This window comes from Peribacillus sp. SIMBA_075 (genome assembly GCF_046534585.1).
Genome location: NZ_JAWRYN010000051.1, coordinates 13,844 through 33,072, shown reverse-complemented (window position 1 = coordinate 33,072; position 19,229 = coordinate 13,844). Strand labels below are relative to the sequence as shown.

Sequence of the window (19,229 nt, the reverse complement as noted above, 5' to 3'; positions counted from 1 at the left end):
AACTGAACCGCCGTATACCGAACGGTACGTACGGTGGTGTGAGAGGTCGGAGGCTAGGCGCCTCCTCCTACTCGATTGAACTGGAAAAATAGTGGATATTTTAGGGGAATATACCTTTTTGTACCTGCAATCACCAGTCTATCATGTTACTATTATTATAAAGTTAAATATTAATAGACTGGAGTTCGATCAATGAAGATACCTTTAATGAAAGTTGGAATAATGACCTGTTTAACATTCGGTTTGTTCAATGGACAGGCTCTTGCGGAGTCAGGAGTAACGAAAGTCTGTTCAGCTTTTGGTGAAATCCAACCGGAGAAAAATCCTTCCCATAAGCAGATTAATTGTTTACTGACGAATGCGGCAATGGTGGCTGAAATCCCCCCTGAAGTAGTAAAAGCGGTGGCTACGCAGGAAAACGGGGATTGGAGGCAATTTAATGATGCGGGGCAACCCATAAAGTCCGGCGATGGCGGTATCGGTCTAATGCAGCTTACCAATAAAAGTGGGTATGACCAGAAAAAGCTGGAAAGTGATATAGTCTATAATATCGAGGCAGGCGTCGAGGTACTGAGTGGCATGTATTCTAGAAGGGATTTGCCCAAGATCAAGGGTGCAGGACGCAAGGTCATTGAAAATTGGTATTTCCCAGTAATGGCTTACAATGGGACAAAACCGGTGAACAGTCCTCTTTACCAGGAAAACGGGAAAAGAAATGCGAATGCCTACCAAGAGAAAGTATTTTCCGAATTGGAAAACCAAAGTTTTTTGAATGGCACTAAACTGGCAATCTATCCATTTAAAACATCGGACTTTCAATATGACCGGGAGAGCACTGAAAATATCACCTTTAAAAAGCTGGAATACACACTGGCAGATCAAACGCATGACTCTGTTTATTGGTTCAAGGCAGGAGACAAAGTGGTGACGACATCCAGCGCGAATATCAGGAAAGAAATAAGCACTACGGCAGGTGCAGTTTCTGTGCCGCTCAATACAAGCTTAATCATCACAGGGAAATTTGACTATCACGAATCTAAGGGAAATAAATTTGTCTGGTATCCTGTACAAACGGAGGACAAAAAGATTAAGGGGTATGTTTCATCAGCTTACATCTCCAATAGGCTATCGATTGTCGTCCCTATCAAGGATACGAATAAACCTGTGATATCAGGGGCTGCTAGTAAATCCATTCCTTTCAACTCAACTTTTAATCCTAAAACCGACGTAAAGGCAAAGGATGATAAAGATGGTGACTTAACGAGTGCCATCCGTGTGGACGGTAAGGTGGATACCAAGAAAGTGGGCACCTATAATTTGACTTATACGGTAGCTGACAAGGCTGGGAATGTTGCAAAGGCCACAAGGAAAATAACCGTTTATGATCAAGTCAAGCCTGTGATTTTTGGTGCTGGGAATAAAACCATCAAACTTAATTCTTCATTTAACCCAAAAACAGACGTGAGTGCCAAGGACAATGCCGATGGCAACCTGACAAGTAAAATCAAAGTGACGGGTACAGTGAATACGAAGAAAAAGGGGACCTATACATTGAAGTATACGGTCACCGATCAATCGGGAAATGCAGTGACAGTCACCAGAAAGATCACGATAGATGGCACCAAGCCGGTCATTTCCGGTGCCAAAAGTAAAACCATTGCCTACAACTCGACATTCAATCCTAAATCAGGTGTATCTGCGAAAGATAACCTGGATGGCAACTTGACAAGTAAAATCAAAGTGACGGGTACAGTGAATACGAAGAAAAAGGGGACCTATACATTGACCTACACGGTTACGGATAAATCGAAGAACAAGGCAGAGGTAAAAAGGAAAATTACAGTTAAATAGATGGAAAAAAGGATTCCGGTAATAGTGGAATCCTTTTTTGATGAGTGGAATGATTTTGGCTAAAGCTGGTATAAATAATAGAAGGTATTCAGTGATTTGATCTTCCAGGGCGGAGTGGGTATTGATAAAAATGCTATAGTTGTAAATAGATGTAATTACAATTGATCTGAAGGGAGATTGTTTATGGGCATGTAAACGGGATGGATCAGGTTTTTAGGATTATGAAAGGGACGGCTGGCTGAAAAATAATCCTGGCCTTGGGAAACCGCTTCCGGAGTCGGCACTATCGGGAGATATATATGAAAGACTTCTTGACGAAGGCCAAGGATGCCGGTTACCTGCTATCCCGAATTGGTTCGATTGAAAAAAATCAATGAACCTGAATCGGAATTAATGAAACGAATTGACGATATTAATGAGAAAGTCCGTACATATAATGCGATTTGTCCGGCGCAAATGCAGCGCAGGGAAATAGAGTAGGAAAGTATAAAAATTCAACGCGGAATTGGGAATTACTGTTAATGCGTAAAATGTAGGTATTTGTATGAAGTGATCATACAAGGATTATGATATAATTGCATCAATAAAAAACAGAGAGAGGGACTACAATTGGAAAAAAGAAAAGAAGTTTTTTCATGGATAAAAGCGATTGGGATTGCAGTCATTCTAGCTTTTTTAATTCGAACATATATTTTTGCACCGATTGTCGTGGACGGTGAGTCAATGATGCCGACTCTGCAAGACCACGAACGAATTGTTCTTAACAAGTTTGGAACGAATATCGATAGTATCCACCGGTTTGATATTGTTGTTTTTCATGCAACGGTAGATAAAGATTATATAAAAAGGGTTATCGGTCTGCCAGGTGACCATATTGAATATAAAGACGATACGCTTTATATTAATGGGAAAGCTTATAAAGAACCATATTTGGACAAATATAAGAAACAGATGGCAGGGTTGCCGCTGACTGAGCCCTTCAAGCTCGAAGATAAAACAGGCAGCATGACAGTGCCGGATAACCAACTGTTCCTTATGGGGGACAATCGCCAAAATAGTTTGGATAGCCGTGAAATCGGCACGATTTCCGTCGATGAAATTGTCGGCAAGGCGAATCTAGTGTATTGGCCGATCAAGGAAATGAAAATTGTGAAATAAGAGGAAGCGGACTCAGATATCGAGTCCGCTTTTTTTTGCCGTTTTTCATTACCGTAATGGGGAAACATTGACTGCCATTATCATACAAGTCCTTCAACAAAAAACGTGTCCATTCTTCTTTTTTTTTTCTTTTTTTATGAAAATCAACTCATATGGGTTAAATTAGGTTATCCTATTAAAAAGAAGTAATCACGTTACACAGGCCCGCATCAGAAATTGGATTACTTTATTAAAAGGGTGCTGAGATGGAGTACTATAGATGGATATAGTAAAAGATTTAATATCAAACTATGGTTATTTTGCGATATATGGACTGTTGGCCATTGGGATTATTGGCTTACCGGTACCTGATGAGTTCATGATGACTTTTGTCGGCTATTTGTCATCCATCTCCGTTTTGAATGTCCAGGGGGCATTCCTCGTCAGTTTCCTTGGATCGATATCCGGGATGCTTGTCAGTTATTTCATCGGGAAAAAGGTGGGTAAGCCTTTTTTGAGAAAGCATGGCAAATGGATCAAAATGACTCCCGCGAGGTTGGAAAAACTAGAGAATTGGTTCAATAAATACGGTCCTTGGACCATTATCATAGCCTATTTCATCCCAGGAGTTCGCCACTTCGCCAGTTACATGTCCGGAATGAATGGAATGGGGAAAAGAAAGTACTTTATATTTGCAGGTACAGGGGCTTTCAGCTGGTGTTTTGTATTTACGACTTTTGGCTATTTCATTGGTGTGTTAACTTAACTTATTACACTCATAGGTCAAATTACCAAGTTGAATCGGAAAATCCCGTTTCTGGATTTCAGAAACGGGATTTTCCATTTTCAGCTTTTATTATTGAGCAGAGTATCCGCCGTCGATGACAAGCTCGGCACCCGTAACGTATGAAGCGTCATCGGATGTTAGATAAAGCACGGCATTTGCAATATCTGCCGGCTGACCCAAACGCTGTAATGGAGTTGCCTTTATCATTTGATTCACTAACTCTTTTGACTCTACTAATTTTTATGTAATGAGTGTGTCCTCATCCTTCATCCTTTTCCAGCTTTCGTCTGAAGATCCCTCAAGTACAGTTCCATAGACGCTATCCAATCAGTGATAATGGCCATTTTATTAATCAATCTTCCCATCATGATCACTCCGGATTAGTTGTTATGACGATGAATATATGTTCAAGCTTCTTACTGGATAAAAAGTAGTTGTATATCTTAAATATTGCCGGAAAGTTGATATATTTTAATGGGCCTCCCATAACCTCTACAGGTTGCAATCGTTTTTAACCTTTTGAGATTGATAAGTTTGACTCCGTAGATTGTCAATATCCAAAATGGCTTAACCATTCTATTCGAAACTATTCATAAGTAACCTTGTAGAGGCAGCGCATGCATTAGGGTCCTCTATTTCCTGACCACTTTGGTAGGGGCACAACATGTTCAATTTTTGTACTTTTAATATATTTTTTATAACGTCATTCCAATTTTAGCTTTTCAGACCTGAAAAAGTATTTTATGTAAAAAGGAGATCATTCAAATATGAATAACAAAATGTATCTTTCCTTAGCCATTCCGCTTACGATTTCGACGATGAGTACGCCCTTGCTCGGTGCGGTTGATACGGCTGTTGTTGGAAAATTGAGTGATCCCGCTTATATAGGCGGGGTAGCTGTCGGAACCATTATCTTTAACACGATGTATTGGCTTTTTGGATTTCTTCGTGTCAGTACATCTGCCTTTGCTGCACAAGCGGAGGGAGCGAGGGATGAAAATCAAAGCCTGATGGCTTTGATTCGGCCTTTTTTCATAGCAGCAATTATCGGTCTTCTTTTTATCGTGATCCAAAAACCCATTTTGAATGTTTCGTTAGGTGCAATCGGTCCGGAATCGGACGTTTCCGCCTTTGCTGCAGATTACTTCAGCATCCGGATATGGGGTGCACCTTTTGCATTATTGAACTATGTCATCCTAGGCTGGTTAATCGGGAAATCCAGGATAAAAACATCTTTGTTCATACAAGTTTTCATGAACGTGATCAATATTATCTTATGCCTGGTTTTCGTAAATGGCTTTTCATGGTCAGTATCAGGGGTTGCTGCCGCTTCATTGATATCAGAGATTGCCGCTTTTTTCCTGGGCTTGTGGGTGATTCGGAAAGCGGTTATCATACCGGATGCTTTTTCATTCCGGGAGGGGTTCGATCATGCTTCCCTGAAGAAAATGATGGTGGTCAACAGGGATTTATTCATCAGGACCATTTGCCTGATTACGGTTTTCAATCTTTTTACGGCTAAAGGAGCCACTTTCGGGACAGAGACATTGGCGGCCAACGCCGTACTCATACAAATCCATTACCTGATGGCCTATTGCTTTGATGGCTTCGCGAATGCGTCCAGTCTTCTAATTGGAAAGGCCGTTGGTTCGAGAGATATCCACCTTTATAAAAAAACTCTCTCACTTTCTGCGCAGTGGGGCTTGTATGCCTCGCTCATACTTGCTATATCATACTATCTATTTAGCGATAAGGTCATACTCCTTTTCACGAATATCCCAGGTGTCATCGAACTGGCCCATGAATACGGACTTTGGATTGTCCTATTCCCTTTCACTGCCTTTATCGGACTCATTTTCTATGGGGTATTTACCGGTGCGACTGAAGCGGTTCCTATAAGAAACTCGATGCTCCTTGCACTATTGGCCTTTCTATTTGTCCAATTCTCAGCAGTCCCCCAGCATGGCAATCATGGATTATGGCTTGCATTTCTGGCATTCAGTTTAGGACGTTCCTTATTTTTAGCGTTATATATCCCAAGACTAAACCGAAAAGTAACGGAGTTAATGGATGAAGAGAGTCCAGTGAAATCACCTTCTTTTTAAAAAAAGAGGGTGTTTTTTATAATAAGGGGAATTTATCGGTAGTTTGACATTCGCAATAAAACGGGAATACGAAGAAAAGATAGCTACGCTTGGCGAATCAGATAGGAAAAGTGATAAAATGTAAAATATATATAAAAGAGGAGCTGACGTATTTTGAGTGAATTGAATTGGCGAGAAGAAGTTGAAAAACGGAAAATGGACCTATTGCTGGACACACAAAACTTATTGAAAATAAAAAGTGTATTGGATGAAGAGCATCCGACAGAGGAGGCCCCATTCGGTATAGGGGTCAAGGAAGCGCTTGATTACATGCTTAAATTAGGCGAAAAAGACGGTTTTACTGTGAAAAATGTCGATAATGTCGCTGGCCATATTGAAATGGGTGAAGGCGAGGAGTTAATCGGTATTTTATGCCATGTCGACGTGGTACCTGAAGGAGATGGATGGAGTTCGGATCCGTTTGGCGCTGAAATCCGTAATGGCCGCATATATGCTCGTGGGGCAATCGATGATAAAGGACCGACGATGGCTGCCTATCATGCAATGAAGCTGGTAAGGGAGCTAGGAAAACCTTTGAACAAACGTGTAAGGATGATCATTGGAACGGATGAAGAATCGAACTGGCGCTGCGTTGACCGGTACTTTGAAGTTGAGGAAATGCCATCGATGGGCTTCGCACCAGATGCTGACTTCCCGATCATCAGTGCGGAAAAGGGAATTTGGGATTTCTCGGTTATCCAACCTGCCGATGCAGGAAATGGTACGAGCTCAAACGTGAATGTTATGGAATTTTCTTCAGGCCGAAGGACGAATATGGTACCGGATTTTGCTACGGCGACTGTGGAAGCGGCTAATCCAGTTGAAGTAGTGGCAAACTATAAGGCTTATTTGCAAAAATACTCATTGAAGGGCCAGGCCGTTCCGCAAAAAAATCAAGTGCTCCTTGAAATGAATGGTGTCTCGGCACATGCGATGGAACCGAAAAATGGAATAAATGCAGGTCTGCATTTAGCCGACTTTTTAGCTGGTCTCACTCTTGATCCGCATGCAAAAGCTTACTTCACTTTCATCAAGGATCGTTTGTTTGAAGATTCCCGTGGAAATAATTTAGGTGTGGCTTATTCGGATGAGCAAACAGGAGAATTGACGGTCAATGCCGGCGTTTTCAATTATTCTAAACAAAGGGACAGCTCGATTGGGTTCAGTATGCGCTATCCAGTGACGTTTGAGTGGGAACAGGAAAAGGCGGCATTGGAAGAGAGGCTTGCAGCATATAATTTGAAAGTGAAGACCAATTCGCATTCTACTCCACATTATGTGAGCAGTGAAAGCTTCTTGATTAAGACGTTGCAGCAAGTTTATGAAGCGGAGACAGGTGATAAAGCTGAGCTTCTTTCGATTGGCGGCGGCACCTACGCCCGTTCATTGAAAGAAGGTGTTGCATTCGGCCCACTTTTCCCTGGCAGCGAAGATATTGCGCATCAAAAAGATGAATATATTGATATTGAAGATATGCTAAAGGCCACGTCCATTTATGCACGTGCCATTCATGAATTGGCTAAATAAAAGGCTGAGAAGGAGAAAGACATGGGAAAAATCATTTTTAACGGCGACCTTAAAAGCAGGTCCGAAGTACAGGTTGACATTGAAGATCGGGGATATCAATTCGGTGATGGCGTCTATGAAGTCATCCGGGTTTATAATGGCGAATTATTTGCGGGAGACATGCATCTAAACCGGCTGATGGACAGTGCGAAGTTGATTCAGATGAAAGTTCCCTTTACTGTAACGGAAATCAAAACCCGCATGGAAGAGCTGATCGCTGAAGATCAACTGAAGGACGGTATCGTCTATATGCAGCTGACAAGGGGCGTATCTCCGCGAACACACTCATTTCCAACTGATGAGGTGGAACCGGTCTTTGTAGCCTATACGAAGGAAACGCCTTATACAGGAAAAATGAAGCAAGGGGTCAAGGCTGTTACCACCGACGATATACGCTGGCTGCGCTGTAATATTAAGAGTCTAAATCTGCTTGGTAATATAATGGCTAAACAGCAAGCGGTTGAAGCTGGCTGTGATGAAGCGATCCAGCATCGAGATGGCACGGTTACGGAGGGAAGTTCGTCAAATGTCTCAATCGTGGTGGATGGACTACTTAAAACGCATCCGGCCACCAACTTGATCCTGAATGGAATTACCCGTCAGGTGATGCTGAAACTTTGCGCTGAACATGGAATTCCCTATGTCGAAGAGACCTTTACTGTCGAGGACATGATGGCAGCCGATGAAGTCCTTTATACGAGCACAAGCGTCGAGGTGACACCAATTATAAATATCGATGGCCAATCGATTGCAGCCGGGGAACCCGGTCCGATAACCCAAAGAATTCAAAAACTGTTTTCCGAGGAAATCGAGAGGCAATGCGGTTCGGTTAAATAGATACAAACCCCCCCTTTGCTGAAACTGGCAAGGGGATTTTTTTTAAATGCTTCTACTTTAAAGCCGGACATGAAAGATTTTTATCGTGCAATTGCCTGACTTCTAGTCAGAAGTGTCCGAACTTCTTTTTACACGCCTTCGTTCACGTTAAAAACATCCACCTCATGCAGTTAAATTCATGTAAAAAAATTTTTTTGACATTTTCAAGATCCAGGAATATAATTGCTAATAACCTAAAAAGTTTACCCATTGCAACAATTTGAGTTGCGTGTAAAAAGGAGCTGAAATAGAAATGTCCGATGTATTGCATCAATCTTCCTCGAGAGGGATCAAACAACTGCTTCCTTATCTAGGGCCGGCCTTTATAGCAGCTGTGGCCTATATTGATCCAGGGAATTATGCTACCAATATTACTGCCGGATCTAAATATGGCTATACATTATTATGGGTTATCTTCGCATCTAATTTAATGGCTGTGCTGATTCAATCACTATCCGCTAAATTGGGGATAGCGACAGGAAAGAACCTACCTGAGTTATGCAGGGAGAAATTTTCGAAAAAGACATCATTCTTACTATGGATTCAAGCCGAAGCAGTCATAATGGCAACGGACTTAGCTGAATTCATAGGAGCGGCACTGGGAATTTATTTGCTATTTGACTTACCGCTCATCACATCGGCCATTATTGCAGCGATTGGTTCTTTTGCCATTTTGGAAATCCAGCGTAGAGGTTATCGGACATTCGAAGCCTTGATCACGGTCATGATATTTGTTGTGGTGATTGCCTTTGGTGCTCAAGTTTTTTATGCGAAACCTGACACTTCATCCGTTGTCTTAGGACTCTTCACTCCAAAATTCGAGGGAGTGGACAGTATTTTACTATCGGCAGGTATGCTTGGAGCTACCGTTATGCCACATGCGATTTACCTTCATTCCTCTTTAACTCAGAAGAGAATTGTCGGTAAAAACGATTTCGAAAGAAAAAGAATTTTTCGTTTTGAGTTAATTGATATTATCATTGCCATGTTGATTGCAGGTGGGATCAATGCCGCAATGGTCATTGTTTCAGCTGCCCTATTTCATAAGAATGGAATACTTGTAGAGGATTTGGATGTTGCCTATCAACAATTCGGTGCCATGCTTGGACCCTCTGTCGCGATGCTCTTTGGAATAGGCTTATTATTTGCCGGTTTATCCAGCTCATCCGTTGGTGTATTGACAGGTGATGTAGTCATGCAGGGATTCATTAAAAGACAAATACCGATCTATTTGAGAAGGGCCATATCGACGGTCCCGCCTCTGCTGATAATATTATGGGGAGTGAATCCATCTAAAGCACTTGTGATGAGTCAAGTTGTACTCTCGTTTGGCATCGCGTTTGCCTTAGTGCCATTGATCATGTTCACAAGCAATAAAAAGATCATGGGCAACCTGGTCAATCACAAAATCACCTCAGGCACTGCATGGCTCATAGCTGTACTCATCATCGGACTGAATTTGTTCCTTCTTTACGAAACGCTGTTCAGCTAAAAGGAGAAGAGGCAGATAAGGAACATTTTGACTGCACACCAATTGTTAGACAACATCTAACAATTGGAGGTGCAGTTTTTTTGGTTAATCCGTCCTTCCTTGCAATAATCCGCCCCAAACTATTATGAACAATCCCTCTGAAGGATTACTTCCTCTATAGCTTCGTTCACAGTATGGAAGGCAGGGATTCCAGTCTTTTTTTGATGGAGGGAATATTTATAAGGAAGTCCATGAAAGTATAGGTAATGGGGATTATGGTAAAATTAATGGGAAAACAGGAAGGGATGTTTGTGACCATGAATACTCATTTTTTCTTTGCTTTAGTATTACCTGATGATATTAAGTCTTATTTAAATGCTGTTACGGAACAGCTGAGGTCAGACTTTCCATTTAAGAAATGGCTGCATCCAGCCGATTATCATATTACGATGGCATTTTTGGGCAATGCCCCCGATCCATTGAAAAAGGACGCTTTGGAGCGTGTGGAGAGCAAGCTTGCTAATGAGGCCTCATTTGGTTTGAAACTCGGCGATATCGGCGGTTTTGGCAAGAGTGAGAGTCCAAGGATTCTATGGGCAGGTGTCAACCAGCAAGATAGGCTTTTTACCATTCAAAGAAAAATTTATAATTCATGTATCGAGGCCGGTTTTGAACTTGATAAAAAGCCGTTTAAGCCTCATATAACGCTGGCAAGAAAATTTGAGGGGGAAAGTCCCTTTTCGTTGGAGAGCGTCCGGCGGATGGCGAATTTGGAGGATAAGCATTTTGAAGCTGACCAGGTTGCGTTATATCAAACACATCTTGGAGCCTCGCCGTCATACGAAAAGATTTTCACGATACCCCTTGAAAAATAGAGTGAGAGGGGTGGTGGCTGTATGGCACAGCTCATAAAGATGCAGGATTATATTTCCCGGTATGAGCAGGATATTTATCGATATCCAACACAATTTGCACGGTTGAAAAAACAGCAATGGGATACATTGAAGGCTGCTTATAATGCGGGTGAGCTAGATCGGTTGTATAGCGAGTATGCTGAAAGTGGAACACAGGTCAAGATTGATACTTCACAGGAAGGGTCAAAGGGCCTGTTTAAAAGGGTGAAAGGCATATTCCACAGGGCAGATAAACAGGAGGCAGAGGCGGAAGAGTTGGCAATACAGAACCAAGTTGAAAATACGAATGTATTTTCATTAAAGTTTCCGTTCCGTCCGGCCAGTCTGGATGAATTAAAGCAGAGTTTTTTAAATCAATTGCTCCGCTTCCAAATGAAATGGGGAAGTTCGACGCTTCGAGAAAAGTCATTTGTGGACCAATCATTCTTTTTGGATGAAAGGCTCCGCTTTTTTCTGCAGCGTTTTCCGGATACGTTTCTCGTATTATATAAACCAATTTTTCTATTGAAAAATGCTCCTGTTGAAGTCGATGTCATTTTATTGACCCCAGTTGACGCTTGGTGCATCACTTTTCTGGAAGCCGAGGAAGACGCTGCTTTCATCGGTGGGAGTGGCCGGTTCTGGGTCCGCAGGCATCATAAGCATCCTGATAAAAAAGTGCTCAACCCTTTGCTGGGCGCAAATCGGATGGGGAATATCGTCTCCCAGTTATTTGAGCTTTATGAAGTGAACGTGCCGATTAAGAAGGTGATTCTATCCCGGAATGGATATGTGGATTATCCCAAAGCTCCTAACGATATTACGATATTGGATAAACGGACCTTCCCGGATTGGTTTGATAGGCTGCGGAATATATCATCTCCTCTTAAGGCACAGCAGTTAAAAGGCGCACAGGCATTGCTGGAATATTGCCAAACTACATCCAGCCTGCGACCTGAATGGGATGCCGAATATAACCAAACAGAGGGAAATGAACATGCCGCCCCTTAATGACACGCTGTGTTACATTGTCAATCCAATGGCCGTGTAGAAAGCCGAGGAAATACTGAAATCAAAAGCTGTTCCCTATGAGGTGTTTTTTACAAGGGAAAAGAGGCAACGCTAAGATTGACGAAGCAAATACTATAAGGGACAAATCAGGAAACCCGGATGATCGCTGCTGGGGGAGATCAACCATTAATGAAATGATAAAAGGCGCAATTGGTTTTCTTATGCGATCATCGGCTCCCTTGCGGCAGGGTCTGGCAATGATTATGTAAGGGGCATTCAAAAAACTAAGAGTGTGGAAGAAGGCCTTCCTTTATTTTAGGATAACGATTTAGTGCAGTTGCCAATAGACAGTTCGAGTCGAATGATAAGGTTGGTTATTTTATGAATAGCCTTGGCATGGGAATTGATGCTGAAGTTTCCGCTGAAGGGGCCGTTCCCTTTTGAAAAAATGGTTTAATTTTGTCAGAGCGGGTAAATTTATTTATCTGTTCATTTTTATAAAAAAGTTATTTTCTTATCAGCCCAGCGGTATGGAGTTGATCATTGATGAAAATCGGCAGCTTTTGAAACAGTATGGTTCATTGTCATTGCGAACCAGCCATACTTTGGCGGTAGAATGAAAATTTCAACGATGTCAAAGCTGGATGATGTCAGGTTGAATGTGATTGCTGTCCATGATATAACATGGTTGAAATTATTGACCGTATTCATTTCACCTAAATATTAAAAATGTTGATTCTTTTTCTGGTAAAATGATAACAATGAGGAATCACGTGTCGGTAAAAATCCAGTCTGATGGGGAAATTGTTGGAATGGATGAAGCAGCTGCAGTGGTTCTGAAAGAGAAAATCCGCTTCATGTTCAAGGATGATATTCCATGCAAAAATATGAAATGATTTATTTGTTTTTGTTTTATGCGTATAATCGTTCTATAGTACTTGACGAAGAAACCGTTTTTCAACTAAAATTTAATTTATGGCTATTGTTTAATTGCTCAATAGCTATTTTTTTATTTCTCTAAATGAGGATGTTTTTAATTGCGGGTATCATCCCGATGCACGTATATATGCAGCTTCGCCAGCAGGCGGATTTTTTATTAAACATGGACTCAAAGTAGTGGTATTACATACACTAGGTGAACGTACCCATATTTGTATGATTAAGCGAGGAAATCGAAGGTGAACCAGTTGGAACATTTATTAGGTCAGGAGTGGGATATATCCCCTGCTGGAGGAGCTACGGGAGAAGCCTTTATTGCCGAGAAAGAAGGGCAGAAGCTCTTCCTTAAACGAAATTCATCGCCATTTTTAGCTGTTCTTTCAGCTGAGGGCATTGTTCCAAAGTTAATGTGGACAAAACGCCTGGAAAATGGGGATGTAATTACGGCCCAGCATTGGATGGAAGGCAGGGAGCTATCTCAGCAGGAAATGAACAATATAAGAGTCGCAAAGCTGCTTCAAAAAATTCATCAATCCAATCCTTTGTTAAGCATGCTCAAAAGGCTTGGGAAATCCCCTTTACGACCTGAAAGTATACTTACAGACATAGAAACCGGGTTAACTTCGGATGTTACGGATATTCCGATTATCAAGGAAGCCATCCATTTTTTACAGAACAATCTCCTGTTGATTGAATGCGACGAAAAAGTCGTCTGTCATTGTGATGTGAACCATAATAATTGGCTCATGACCGAAACCGACGGATTGTTCCTGATTGATTGGGACGGAGCGGTCATTGGCGATCCAGCCATTGACCTCGGCATACTCCTGTATTCATATGTCCCAAGGGAAGAATGGAATCAATGGCTTGCCCGCTATGGCAAGAAGCTTGACGCAGGCCTGGAGATGAGGATGAAATGGCACACGGTTTCACAACTTGTGCTTTCCATCCAATGGCATCATCGTAGAAAGCGGTACGAGGAAAGAAATGAACTACTGCAAAAACTTGAAGCATTATTGATGGTTGACTGATCAGAATTGATCTATATCATCCACCCACTGGGACAAGTCGTTCTGGTGGGTTGATATATGTGCATCCAAATCGGCTGTACCGATGCCTGTCTGACTGTATTCGTAAATCTCTGTCAGTATCGTTTTCACATTGCTGTCAATATCCATGTTGATCATTAAGGATTTGACGAGCCTTTCAACCTGTTCACATTCAGCAACGGATCCGCAGCAGTCTTTTTGATGATTGGTTAATATATCTTTTAATAGTGACATTTGATGTTCATGGGAAATCGGCATTTAATACCTCTCCTTTCTTAAATATGGATTCTAGGGATTCCCAGGTGGTTCTCGCCTGCCCTTCACTTATTTATGGTGTGTTTTGCGGAAAGTTTTATACATGAAAACTACAGAGACTGTCGCCTGGATGGCCGGCAGTTTTTTTATTTGTTCAGTGGGTGCATGCAGGCTTTTTACTAAAAAAATCAACTTGCAGGAATCCATCCACTCGTGTTATGGTTTGAACGATTATATTATAAATAGGGGTGTCATCATGCGTTTAAGAAATAAACCTTGGGCTGAAGACCGTTTGAATGATTTTCCACAATATGTGATTCATCAGCCAGTGAGCCATAAAGGTAAATGGCATGAAGTTTTTGGTAACGATAATCCGTTATATATTGAAGTGGGTACGGGGAAAGGCCGTTTCATTACAGAAATGGCAAAAGCCCATCCTGATGTGAATTTCATTGGAATTGAAGTATATAGAAGCGTCATTGTAGCTGCACTGGACTTGCTGATTGAAGCAGAAGTTCCGAATTTAAAGCTGTTGAATGTTGACGCAGCGAACTTAGGCGAATATTTTGCAAAAGGTGACGTGGATCGCGTCTACTTGAATTTCTCTGATCCATGGCCAAAATCACGCCATGCAAAACGTCGGTTAACGTATAAGACATTCCTCGAAGTATATGAAGGAATCCTGCCAGACAATGGCGAGATTCATTTCAAGACGGATAACCAAGGGTTATTCGAATCTTCCTTGAAGAGTATTTCCGAATACGGCATGCTCTTGAAATATGTAAGCCTTGATCTGCATAACAGCAGTTTTGAAGGGAATATCATGACTGAATATGAAGAAAAGTTCTCGAGTAAAGGCAACCGGATATACCGATTGGAAGCAATGTTCCAATAATCATCGTTCAGAAACCAGGTGCACAGCATCTGGTTTTTAGTTTGTTAAAATCAAAAAATGTTCATATCTCCCTTATGTAAAAGACAGGATTAATGCTGTTAATCATCAAGGATGTCAAGGAAACTCAAGAGAGATTATATTGAAATGTATCCACCATTATCGTCCTACTATGGATTTCCTGGATTTACGTGAACGAGATGGATTGTTATCAATTTCAATATCTGGAAGCGGGTGTTAAACTAAAGGAAGAGGAGGGGTAAAATGGAAACGATGCAAATAGGGGAAATTAAATTAACATGGTTGAATGGCGGTGTAACTCACTTGGATGGTGGCGCGATGTTCGGTGTTGTACCGAAACCGCTTTGGGCCAAGAAGTATCCTGTTAACGAAAATAACCAAATCGAGTTACGTACTGATCCGATTTTAGTGCAGGCAAATGGATTGAACATGCTTATAGATTCCGGTATTGGTAATGGAAAGATGAATGACAAGCAAAGACGGAATTTTGGGGTGACGGAGGAATCCAATCTTGTTGAAGATCTTGGCAGACTTGGGATTCAGCCAAATGATATCGATTACATTTTAATGACGCATCTACATTTCGACCATGCCTGCGGTTTAACGAAACGTAAAGGTGAAAATTGGGTTCCTGTTTTCGAGCGTGCAGAAATTATTACAACCCAAACTGAATGGAAAGAAATGCAAAACCCGAATATTCGTTCAAAAAGTACATATTGGGCAGAAAACTGGGAGGCGGTCGCTTCTCTTATTCGTCCTTTTGAAGGGGAGCAAGAAATTACGGACGGCATTAAAATGGTCCATACTGGAGGTCATAGTGATGGACATGCAATCATCATCATTGAAGATGGCGGGGATAGATTGATCCACATGGCAGATATCATGCCGACGCACGCGCATGCGAATGTCCTCTGGGTCCTCGCTTATGACGACTATCCTATGACTTCCATCGAGGCGAAGGAAAAATGGATGAAATCCGGACTCGAAAATGGGTCCTGGTACAGCTTTTACCATGATGCCCACTATTGTGCCATCAAGTGGGATGTAACGGGTAAGGATATAATAGCCGAATTGAAACGGAAACGGTAAGCGGGAAAGCAAAAGGAGGACGTCATTTTGACTGCCCTCCTTTTTGTATCAATCATTTTGTGCATTAAGTTCCAATATCGTTCCTGTAGAGGCATCTGCAATAAATTCGAATTGCTCGCGTTGTCCCTCTGTGTTTCTAGTGATCCCGCCTTTGTACACTTCATAGTCCAAATCATTTTTTGTATAGTTTTCCGGCTTCATCAAGATCCATGAGCCATATATATTTCCATCCTTTTTGACTGTTTCCTTCACTTGGGCCAAGACTTTATCCGGAGAAGGTTTACTTGATTGATCCAATATTTGTTTTGTTGCATAGCCAGCGGCAAACCCGGCTGCAGTACCTAGTAAAAACGTTTTCCAATTCATTTATTTCTCCTCCATAGCATTTTTTAAAACCACTCCCACTAGTATACAGAAGAACACATTATTTGACTAATAATTTGAAATTTTAACCATTAACTGATAAATTAGAACTTTCTAGTGTAACATGAAGCTAAGTTCTGTAAAATAGTAAGTAACAATACAATACATAGGTTAGGGGTAAAAAAATGAATCATGAGACTTTAGAACTATTTAAAACATTGACGGAATTACCAGGAGCCTCGGGAAATGAACATGCAGTTCGGAGTTTCATGAGGAGTGAGCTGGAAAAGTATTCGGATGAAGTCGTCCAAGACCGCCTTGGCGGAATATTTGGCTTAAAAAGAGGGAATGAAGAAGGGCCGACTGTCCTGGTTGCCGGGCATATGGATGAGGTGGGCTTCATGGTCACTTCCGTAACGGAAAATGGAATGATTCGTTTTCAGACCCTTGGAGGCTGGTGGAGTCAAGTGCTTTTGGCCCAAAGAGTCGAAATCATTACAGATAACGGCCCGGTCATTGGTGTAATCGGTTCGATTCCTCCTCATTTGCTTGATGATTCGCAACGCTCAAAACCGATGGATATCAAAAATATGCTGATTGATATCGGGGCGGATGATAAGGAAGACGTGAAGCGAATCGGTATTAAGCCCGGTCAGCAGATTGTACCGATTTGTCCATTCACGCCGATGGCCAATGAGAAAAAAATCCTTGCAAAAGCGTGGGATAATCGTTACGGGTGCGGACTTGCAATCGAATTGTTAAAAGATTTAAAAGATGAAACATTACCGAATATCTTATATTCCGGAGCAACCGTGCAGGAGGAAGTGGGATTACGGGGTGCGCAGACTGCAGCTCATATGATCAAACCGGATCTTTTCTTCGCTTTAGATGCAAGTCCGGCGAATGATATGTCCGGCAGTAAAAGTGAATTTGGCCAGCTAGGGAAAGGGGCACTACTCCGCATTTTTGATCGTTCGATGGTTACGCATCGCGGCATGAGGGAATTCATCCTTGATACGGCAGAATCGAATGATATTCCGTATCAATATTTCGTTTCCCAAGGAGGCACGGATGCAGGGCAGGTCCATATTGCAAATGAAGGAATTCCAAGCGGGGTGATTGGTATTTGCGCCCGCTATATTCATACACATGCATCCATGATTCATATTGATGATTATGCCGCTGCACGTGAACTGATTGGGAAATTGGTTCGTTCCTGTGATAAATCGACATTTGAGACTTTGATAAATAACGGTTGATGGAGGAAGCTGAAATGGAAAGGGATGCTGTCATGTATCCTTTTCCAGCAGCTTTTTTTTACATAGAAGGAAGGTAAGTATATTGAAAATAGCAGTAGGCAGTAAAAACCCGGCGAAAGTAAAGGCAGTGCTTGATGTATATGTAGAAGCTGAAATCATTTCGCTTCAAGTGGAAAGCGGGGTCTCGGACCAGCCATTTTCAGATGAGGAAACGTTGGATGGGGCAATGACACGTGCCCGGAATTGCTTAATTCACAGTGATGCTGAAATCGGTATCGGACTTGAAGGCGGTGTCGTGAAAATGGAACAGGGCCTATTTCTGTGTAATTGGGGTGCGATGGCCACGAGAGACGGTAAGGTCTTTGTAGCTGGCGGAGCGAGAATCCCACTACCCAAAATTGTTGCTGAGAAGCTGCTGGGCGGTCAAGAGTTGGGCCCGGTGATGGACGCCTTCACAAAGCAAGAGAATATTAGTAAAAAGGAAGGGGCGATCGGCGTGTTTACAAATGAGCGAATCACCAGGGGGGAAATGTTCCTTCATATCATGAGGATGCTTGCCGGTCAACACGAGTATAAGCTGAAAGTGAAAAAAGAGGATTTTTGAATCATGTCATGACAGAATGCATGCTTCGGATCGGCGAATGCGGGTTCGAATCATGAAAAAAGAATACTGCCAAAACAGAGCAGGATCTGACAGGATTTTAATGAGCGGGGTTGCTAGTATAAATGACAAGGGGTGAAGCGGAATGGGGTGGGTTGAATCAATCCAGAAGGCGATCGGGTATATCGAGGAGCACTTATTGGAGGATCTGACAATCGAGAGCATTTCCAGGCAAGCGAATGCATCAGCTTTTCATTTTCAAAGGACATTCACCATTTTAACGGATATTTCGATTGGTGAATATATCCGGCGTCGAAGGTTGACATTAGCGGCCCAGGAGATTTCATCCACAAATGGCAAGGTCATTGATTTAGCCTACAAGTATGGCTATGACACTCCCGAGGCATTCTCAAAAGCTTTTCGAAGGCAGCATGGAGTATCTCCAAGTGAAGCCCGAAAGTATATGGGGAAGCTGAAATTCTATGAACGCCTGGTGATACAGGTGATTTTGAAAGGGGCAAAACCGATGAAATACAATATCCTCGAAAGGGATTCCTTTCAATTGATTGGAATCAAGCAAGAGTTTTCCTTGGTTAATGAAGAAAATTTGGTTGGGATTCCGATGTTGTGGGATAAAGTGAATGCGGATGGAACCAGCGATAGGTTAGGGAAGTTGAATAATGGCCAAATAGATGGCTTGATTGGTGTATGTGTCGATAAGCGGGCAGTGGAAAAAAATGAAACAATGGATTATTGGATAGGTGCAGAGTATACCGGGAAAGTGCCTGAAGAGTTTTCGACACTTACGATACCGGCTTCCAAATGGGTTGTATTTGAAGTTCACGGGCCAATGCCGGATGCCATTCAAAAAGCCTGGAAGCAAATTTTTTCCGAATGGTTCCCTACCAGCGGTTATGAACATGCCGGGACACCTGAATTGGAAGTATATGCGAATGATGACGCATCAAATCCTGATTATTATTCAGAAATTTGGATTCCCATTAGAAAGGGATAAGTTTTAACTC

General features: G+C 42.0%; 20 protein-coding genes and 1 pseudogene. 18 read left to right on the top strand and 3 right to left on the bottom strand.

The genetic code is table 11. The annotated features are described in order from the left end of the window. Positions 1 to 192: 192 nt before the first annotated feature. The 4 genes from SB775_RS23985 (at position 193) to SB775_RS23970 (ending at position 3,754) form a co-directional block, all read left to right on the top strand. Complete coding sequence (locus SB775_RS23985; RefSeq protein WP_410863647.1) at positions 193 to 1,851, top strand: immunoglobulin-like domain-containing protein; 1,659 nt, start codon at positions 193 to 195, stop codon at positions 1,849 to 1,851. Between the two features lie 327 nt (positions 1,852 to 2,178). Further along, on the top strand, positions 2,179 to 2,331 hold the full coding sequence (locus SB775_RS23980) for a hypothetical protein (protein ID WP_284469996.1): 153 nt from the start codon (positions 2,179 to 2,181) through the stop codon (positions 2,329 to 2,331). A gap of 129 nt (positions 2,332 to 2,460) precedes the next feature. Next, the gene (gene lepB, locus SB775_RS23975; protein ID WP_089363600.1) at positions 2,461 to 3,009 is read left to right on the top strand and encodes a signal peptidase I; all 549 of its coding nucleotides are present in this window, start codon (positions 2,461 to 2,463) and stop codon (positions 3,007 to 3,009) included. 259 nt (positions 3,010 to 3,268) lie between these two features. Further along, the gene (locus tag SB775_RS23970) at positions 3,269 to 3,754 is read left to right on the top strand and encodes a DedA family protein (RefSeq protein WP_410863645.1); all 486 of its coding nucleotides are present in this window, start codon (positions 3,269 to 3,271) and stop codon (positions 3,752 to 3,754) included. A gap of 90 nt (positions 3,755 to 3,844) precedes the next feature. Here the strand turns inward: SB775_RS23970 and SB775_RS23965 are convergent. Further along, a pseudogene (locus SB775_RS23965) lies at positions 3,845 to 4,012 on the bottom strand (SDR family oxidoreductase); the annotation flags it as partial. Between the two features lie 530 nt (positions 4,013 to 4,542). Here SB775_RS23965 and SB775_RS23960 point away from each other — a divergent pair. The 9 genes from SB775_RS23960 (at position 4,543) to SB775_RS23915 (ending at position 13,706) form a co-directional block, all read left to right on the top strand. Then, positions 4,543 to 5,880: an MATE family efflux transporter gene (locus SB775_RS23960; RefSeq protein ID WP_410863644.1), complete on the top strand. Its 1,338-nt coding sequence runs from the start codon at positions 4,543 to 4,545 to the stop codon at positions 5,878 to 5,880. A gap of 153 nt (positions 5,881 to 6,033) precedes the next feature. Beyond that, a complete protein-coding gene (pepV, locus tag SB775_RS23955) occupies positions 6,034 to 7,446 on the top strand; it encodes a dipeptidase PepV (RefSeq protein WP_410863642.1) in 1,413 nt (470 codons plus the stop codon). A gap of 21 nt (positions 7,447 to 7,467) precedes the next feature. Further along, entirely contained in the window at positions 7,468 to 8,322 is an 855-nt protein-coding gene (gene dat / locus SB775_RS23950) for a D-amino-acid transaminase (RefSeq protein ID WP_410863641.1), read from the top strand. 292 nt (positions 8,323 to 8,614) lie between these two features. Continuing rightward, positions 8,615 to 9,853: an Nramp family divalent metal transporter gene (locus SB775_RS23945; protein ID WP_410863639.1), complete on the top strand. Its 1,239-nt coding sequence runs from the start codon at positions 8,615 to 8,617 to the stop codon at positions 9,851 to 9,853. A gap of 254 nt (positions 9,854 to 10,107) precedes the next feature. Next, a complete protein-coding gene (gene thpR / locus SB775_RS23940) occupies positions 10,108 to 10,707 on the top strand; it encodes an RNA 2',3'-cyclic phosphodiesterase (RefSeq protein WP_176431967.1) in 600 nt (199 codons plus the stop codon). A 21-nt stretch (positions 10,708 to 10,728) separates the two neighbouring features. After that, the gene (locus tag SB775_RS23935; RefSeq protein ID WP_410863638.1) at positions 10,729 to 11,736 is read left to right on the top strand and encodes an NERD domain-containing protein; all 1,008 of its coding nucleotides are present in this window, start codon (positions 10,729 to 10,731) and stop codon (positions 11,734 to 11,736) included. Positions 11,737 to 12,176: 440 nt separating this feature from the next. Then, a complete protein-coding gene (locus SB775_RS23930) occupies positions 12,177 to 12,356 on the top strand; it encodes a hypothetical protein (RefSeq protein WP_410863637.1) in 180 nt (59 codons plus the stop codon). Positions 12,357 to 12,509: 153 nt separating this feature from the next. Further along, the gene (locus tag SB775_RS23920) at positions 12,510 to 12,632 is read left to right on the top strand and encodes a hypothetical protein (protein ID WP_284149540.1); all 123 of its coding nucleotides are present in this window, start codon (positions 12,510 to 12,512) and stop codon (positions 12,630 to 12,632) included. Positions 12,633 to 12,923: 291 nt separating this feature from the next. Continuing rightward, positions 12,924 to 13,706 (top strand): phosphotransferase family protein, encoded by a 783-nt coding sequence (locus SB775_RS23915; RefSeq protein WP_284470002.1) that lies wholly within the window; start codon positions 12,924 to 12,926, stop codon positions 13,704 to 13,706. Here SB775_RS23915 and SB775_RS23910 read toward each other — a convergent pair whose 3' ends face one another. After that, the gene (locus SB775_RS23910; protein ID WP_089363608.1) at positions 13,707 to 13,982 is read right to left on the bottom strand and encodes a YtzH-like family protein; all 276 of its coding nucleotides are present in this window, start codon (positions 13,980 to 13,982) and stop codon (positions 13,707 to 13,709) included. A gap of 253 nt (positions 13,983 to 14,235) precedes the next feature. Between SB775_RS23910 and trmB the strand changes: the two genes are divergently transcribed. Both trmB and SB775_RS23900 read left to right on the top strand, forming a co-directional pair. Then, entirely contained in the window at positions 14,236 to 14,874 is a 639-nt protein-coding gene (gene trmB, locus SB775_RS23905; RefSeq protein ID WP_061464427.1) for a tRNA (guanosine(46)-N7)-methyltransferase TrmB, read from the top strand. A 261-nt stretch (positions 14,875 to 15,135) separates the two neighbouring features. Then, complete coding sequence (locus SB775_RS23900; protein WP_061464426.1) at positions 15,136 to 15,981, top strand: YtnP family quorum-quenching lactonase; 846 nt, start codon at positions 15,136 to 15,138, stop codon at positions 15,979 to 15,981. 48 nt (positions 15,982 to 16,029) lie between these two features. On the opposite strand, the gene SB775_RS23895 is transcribed toward SB775_RS23900, so the two are convergent. Beyond that, positions 16,030 to 16,347, bottom strand: coding sequence for a PepSY domain-containing protein (locus SB775_RS23895; protein WP_125160196.1), 318 nt, complete (start codon positions 16,345 to 16,347; stop codon positions 16,030 to 16,032). A gap of 182 nt (positions 16,348 to 16,529) precedes the next feature. Here SB775_RS23895 and SB775_RS23890 point away from each other — a divergent pair, with 182 nt between their 5' ends. The 3 genes from SB775_RS23890 (at position 16,530) to SB775_RS23880 (ending at position 19,219) form a co-directional block, all read left to right on the top strand. Next, positions 16,530 to 17,603: a M42 family metallopeptidase gene (locus SB775_RS23890; RefSeq protein WP_410863633.1), complete on the top strand. Its 1,074-nt coding sequence runs from the start codon at positions 16,530 to 16,532 to the stop codon at positions 17,601 to 17,603. Positions 17,604 to 17,685: 82 nt separating this feature from the next. Further along, on the top strand, positions 17,686 to 18,207 hold the full coding sequence (locus SB775_RS23885; protein WP_410863632.1) for a DUF84 family protein: 522 nt from the start codon (positions 17,686 to 17,688) through the stop codon (positions 18,205 to 18,207). 142 nt (positions 18,208 to 18,349) lie between these two features. Beyond that, a complete protein-coding gene (locus SB775_RS23880) occupies positions 18,350 to 19,219 on the top strand; it encodes an AraC family transcriptional regulator (RefSeq protein WP_089363611.1) in 870 nt (289 codons plus the stop codon). Positions 19,220 to 19,229 lie beyond the last annotated feature (10 nt).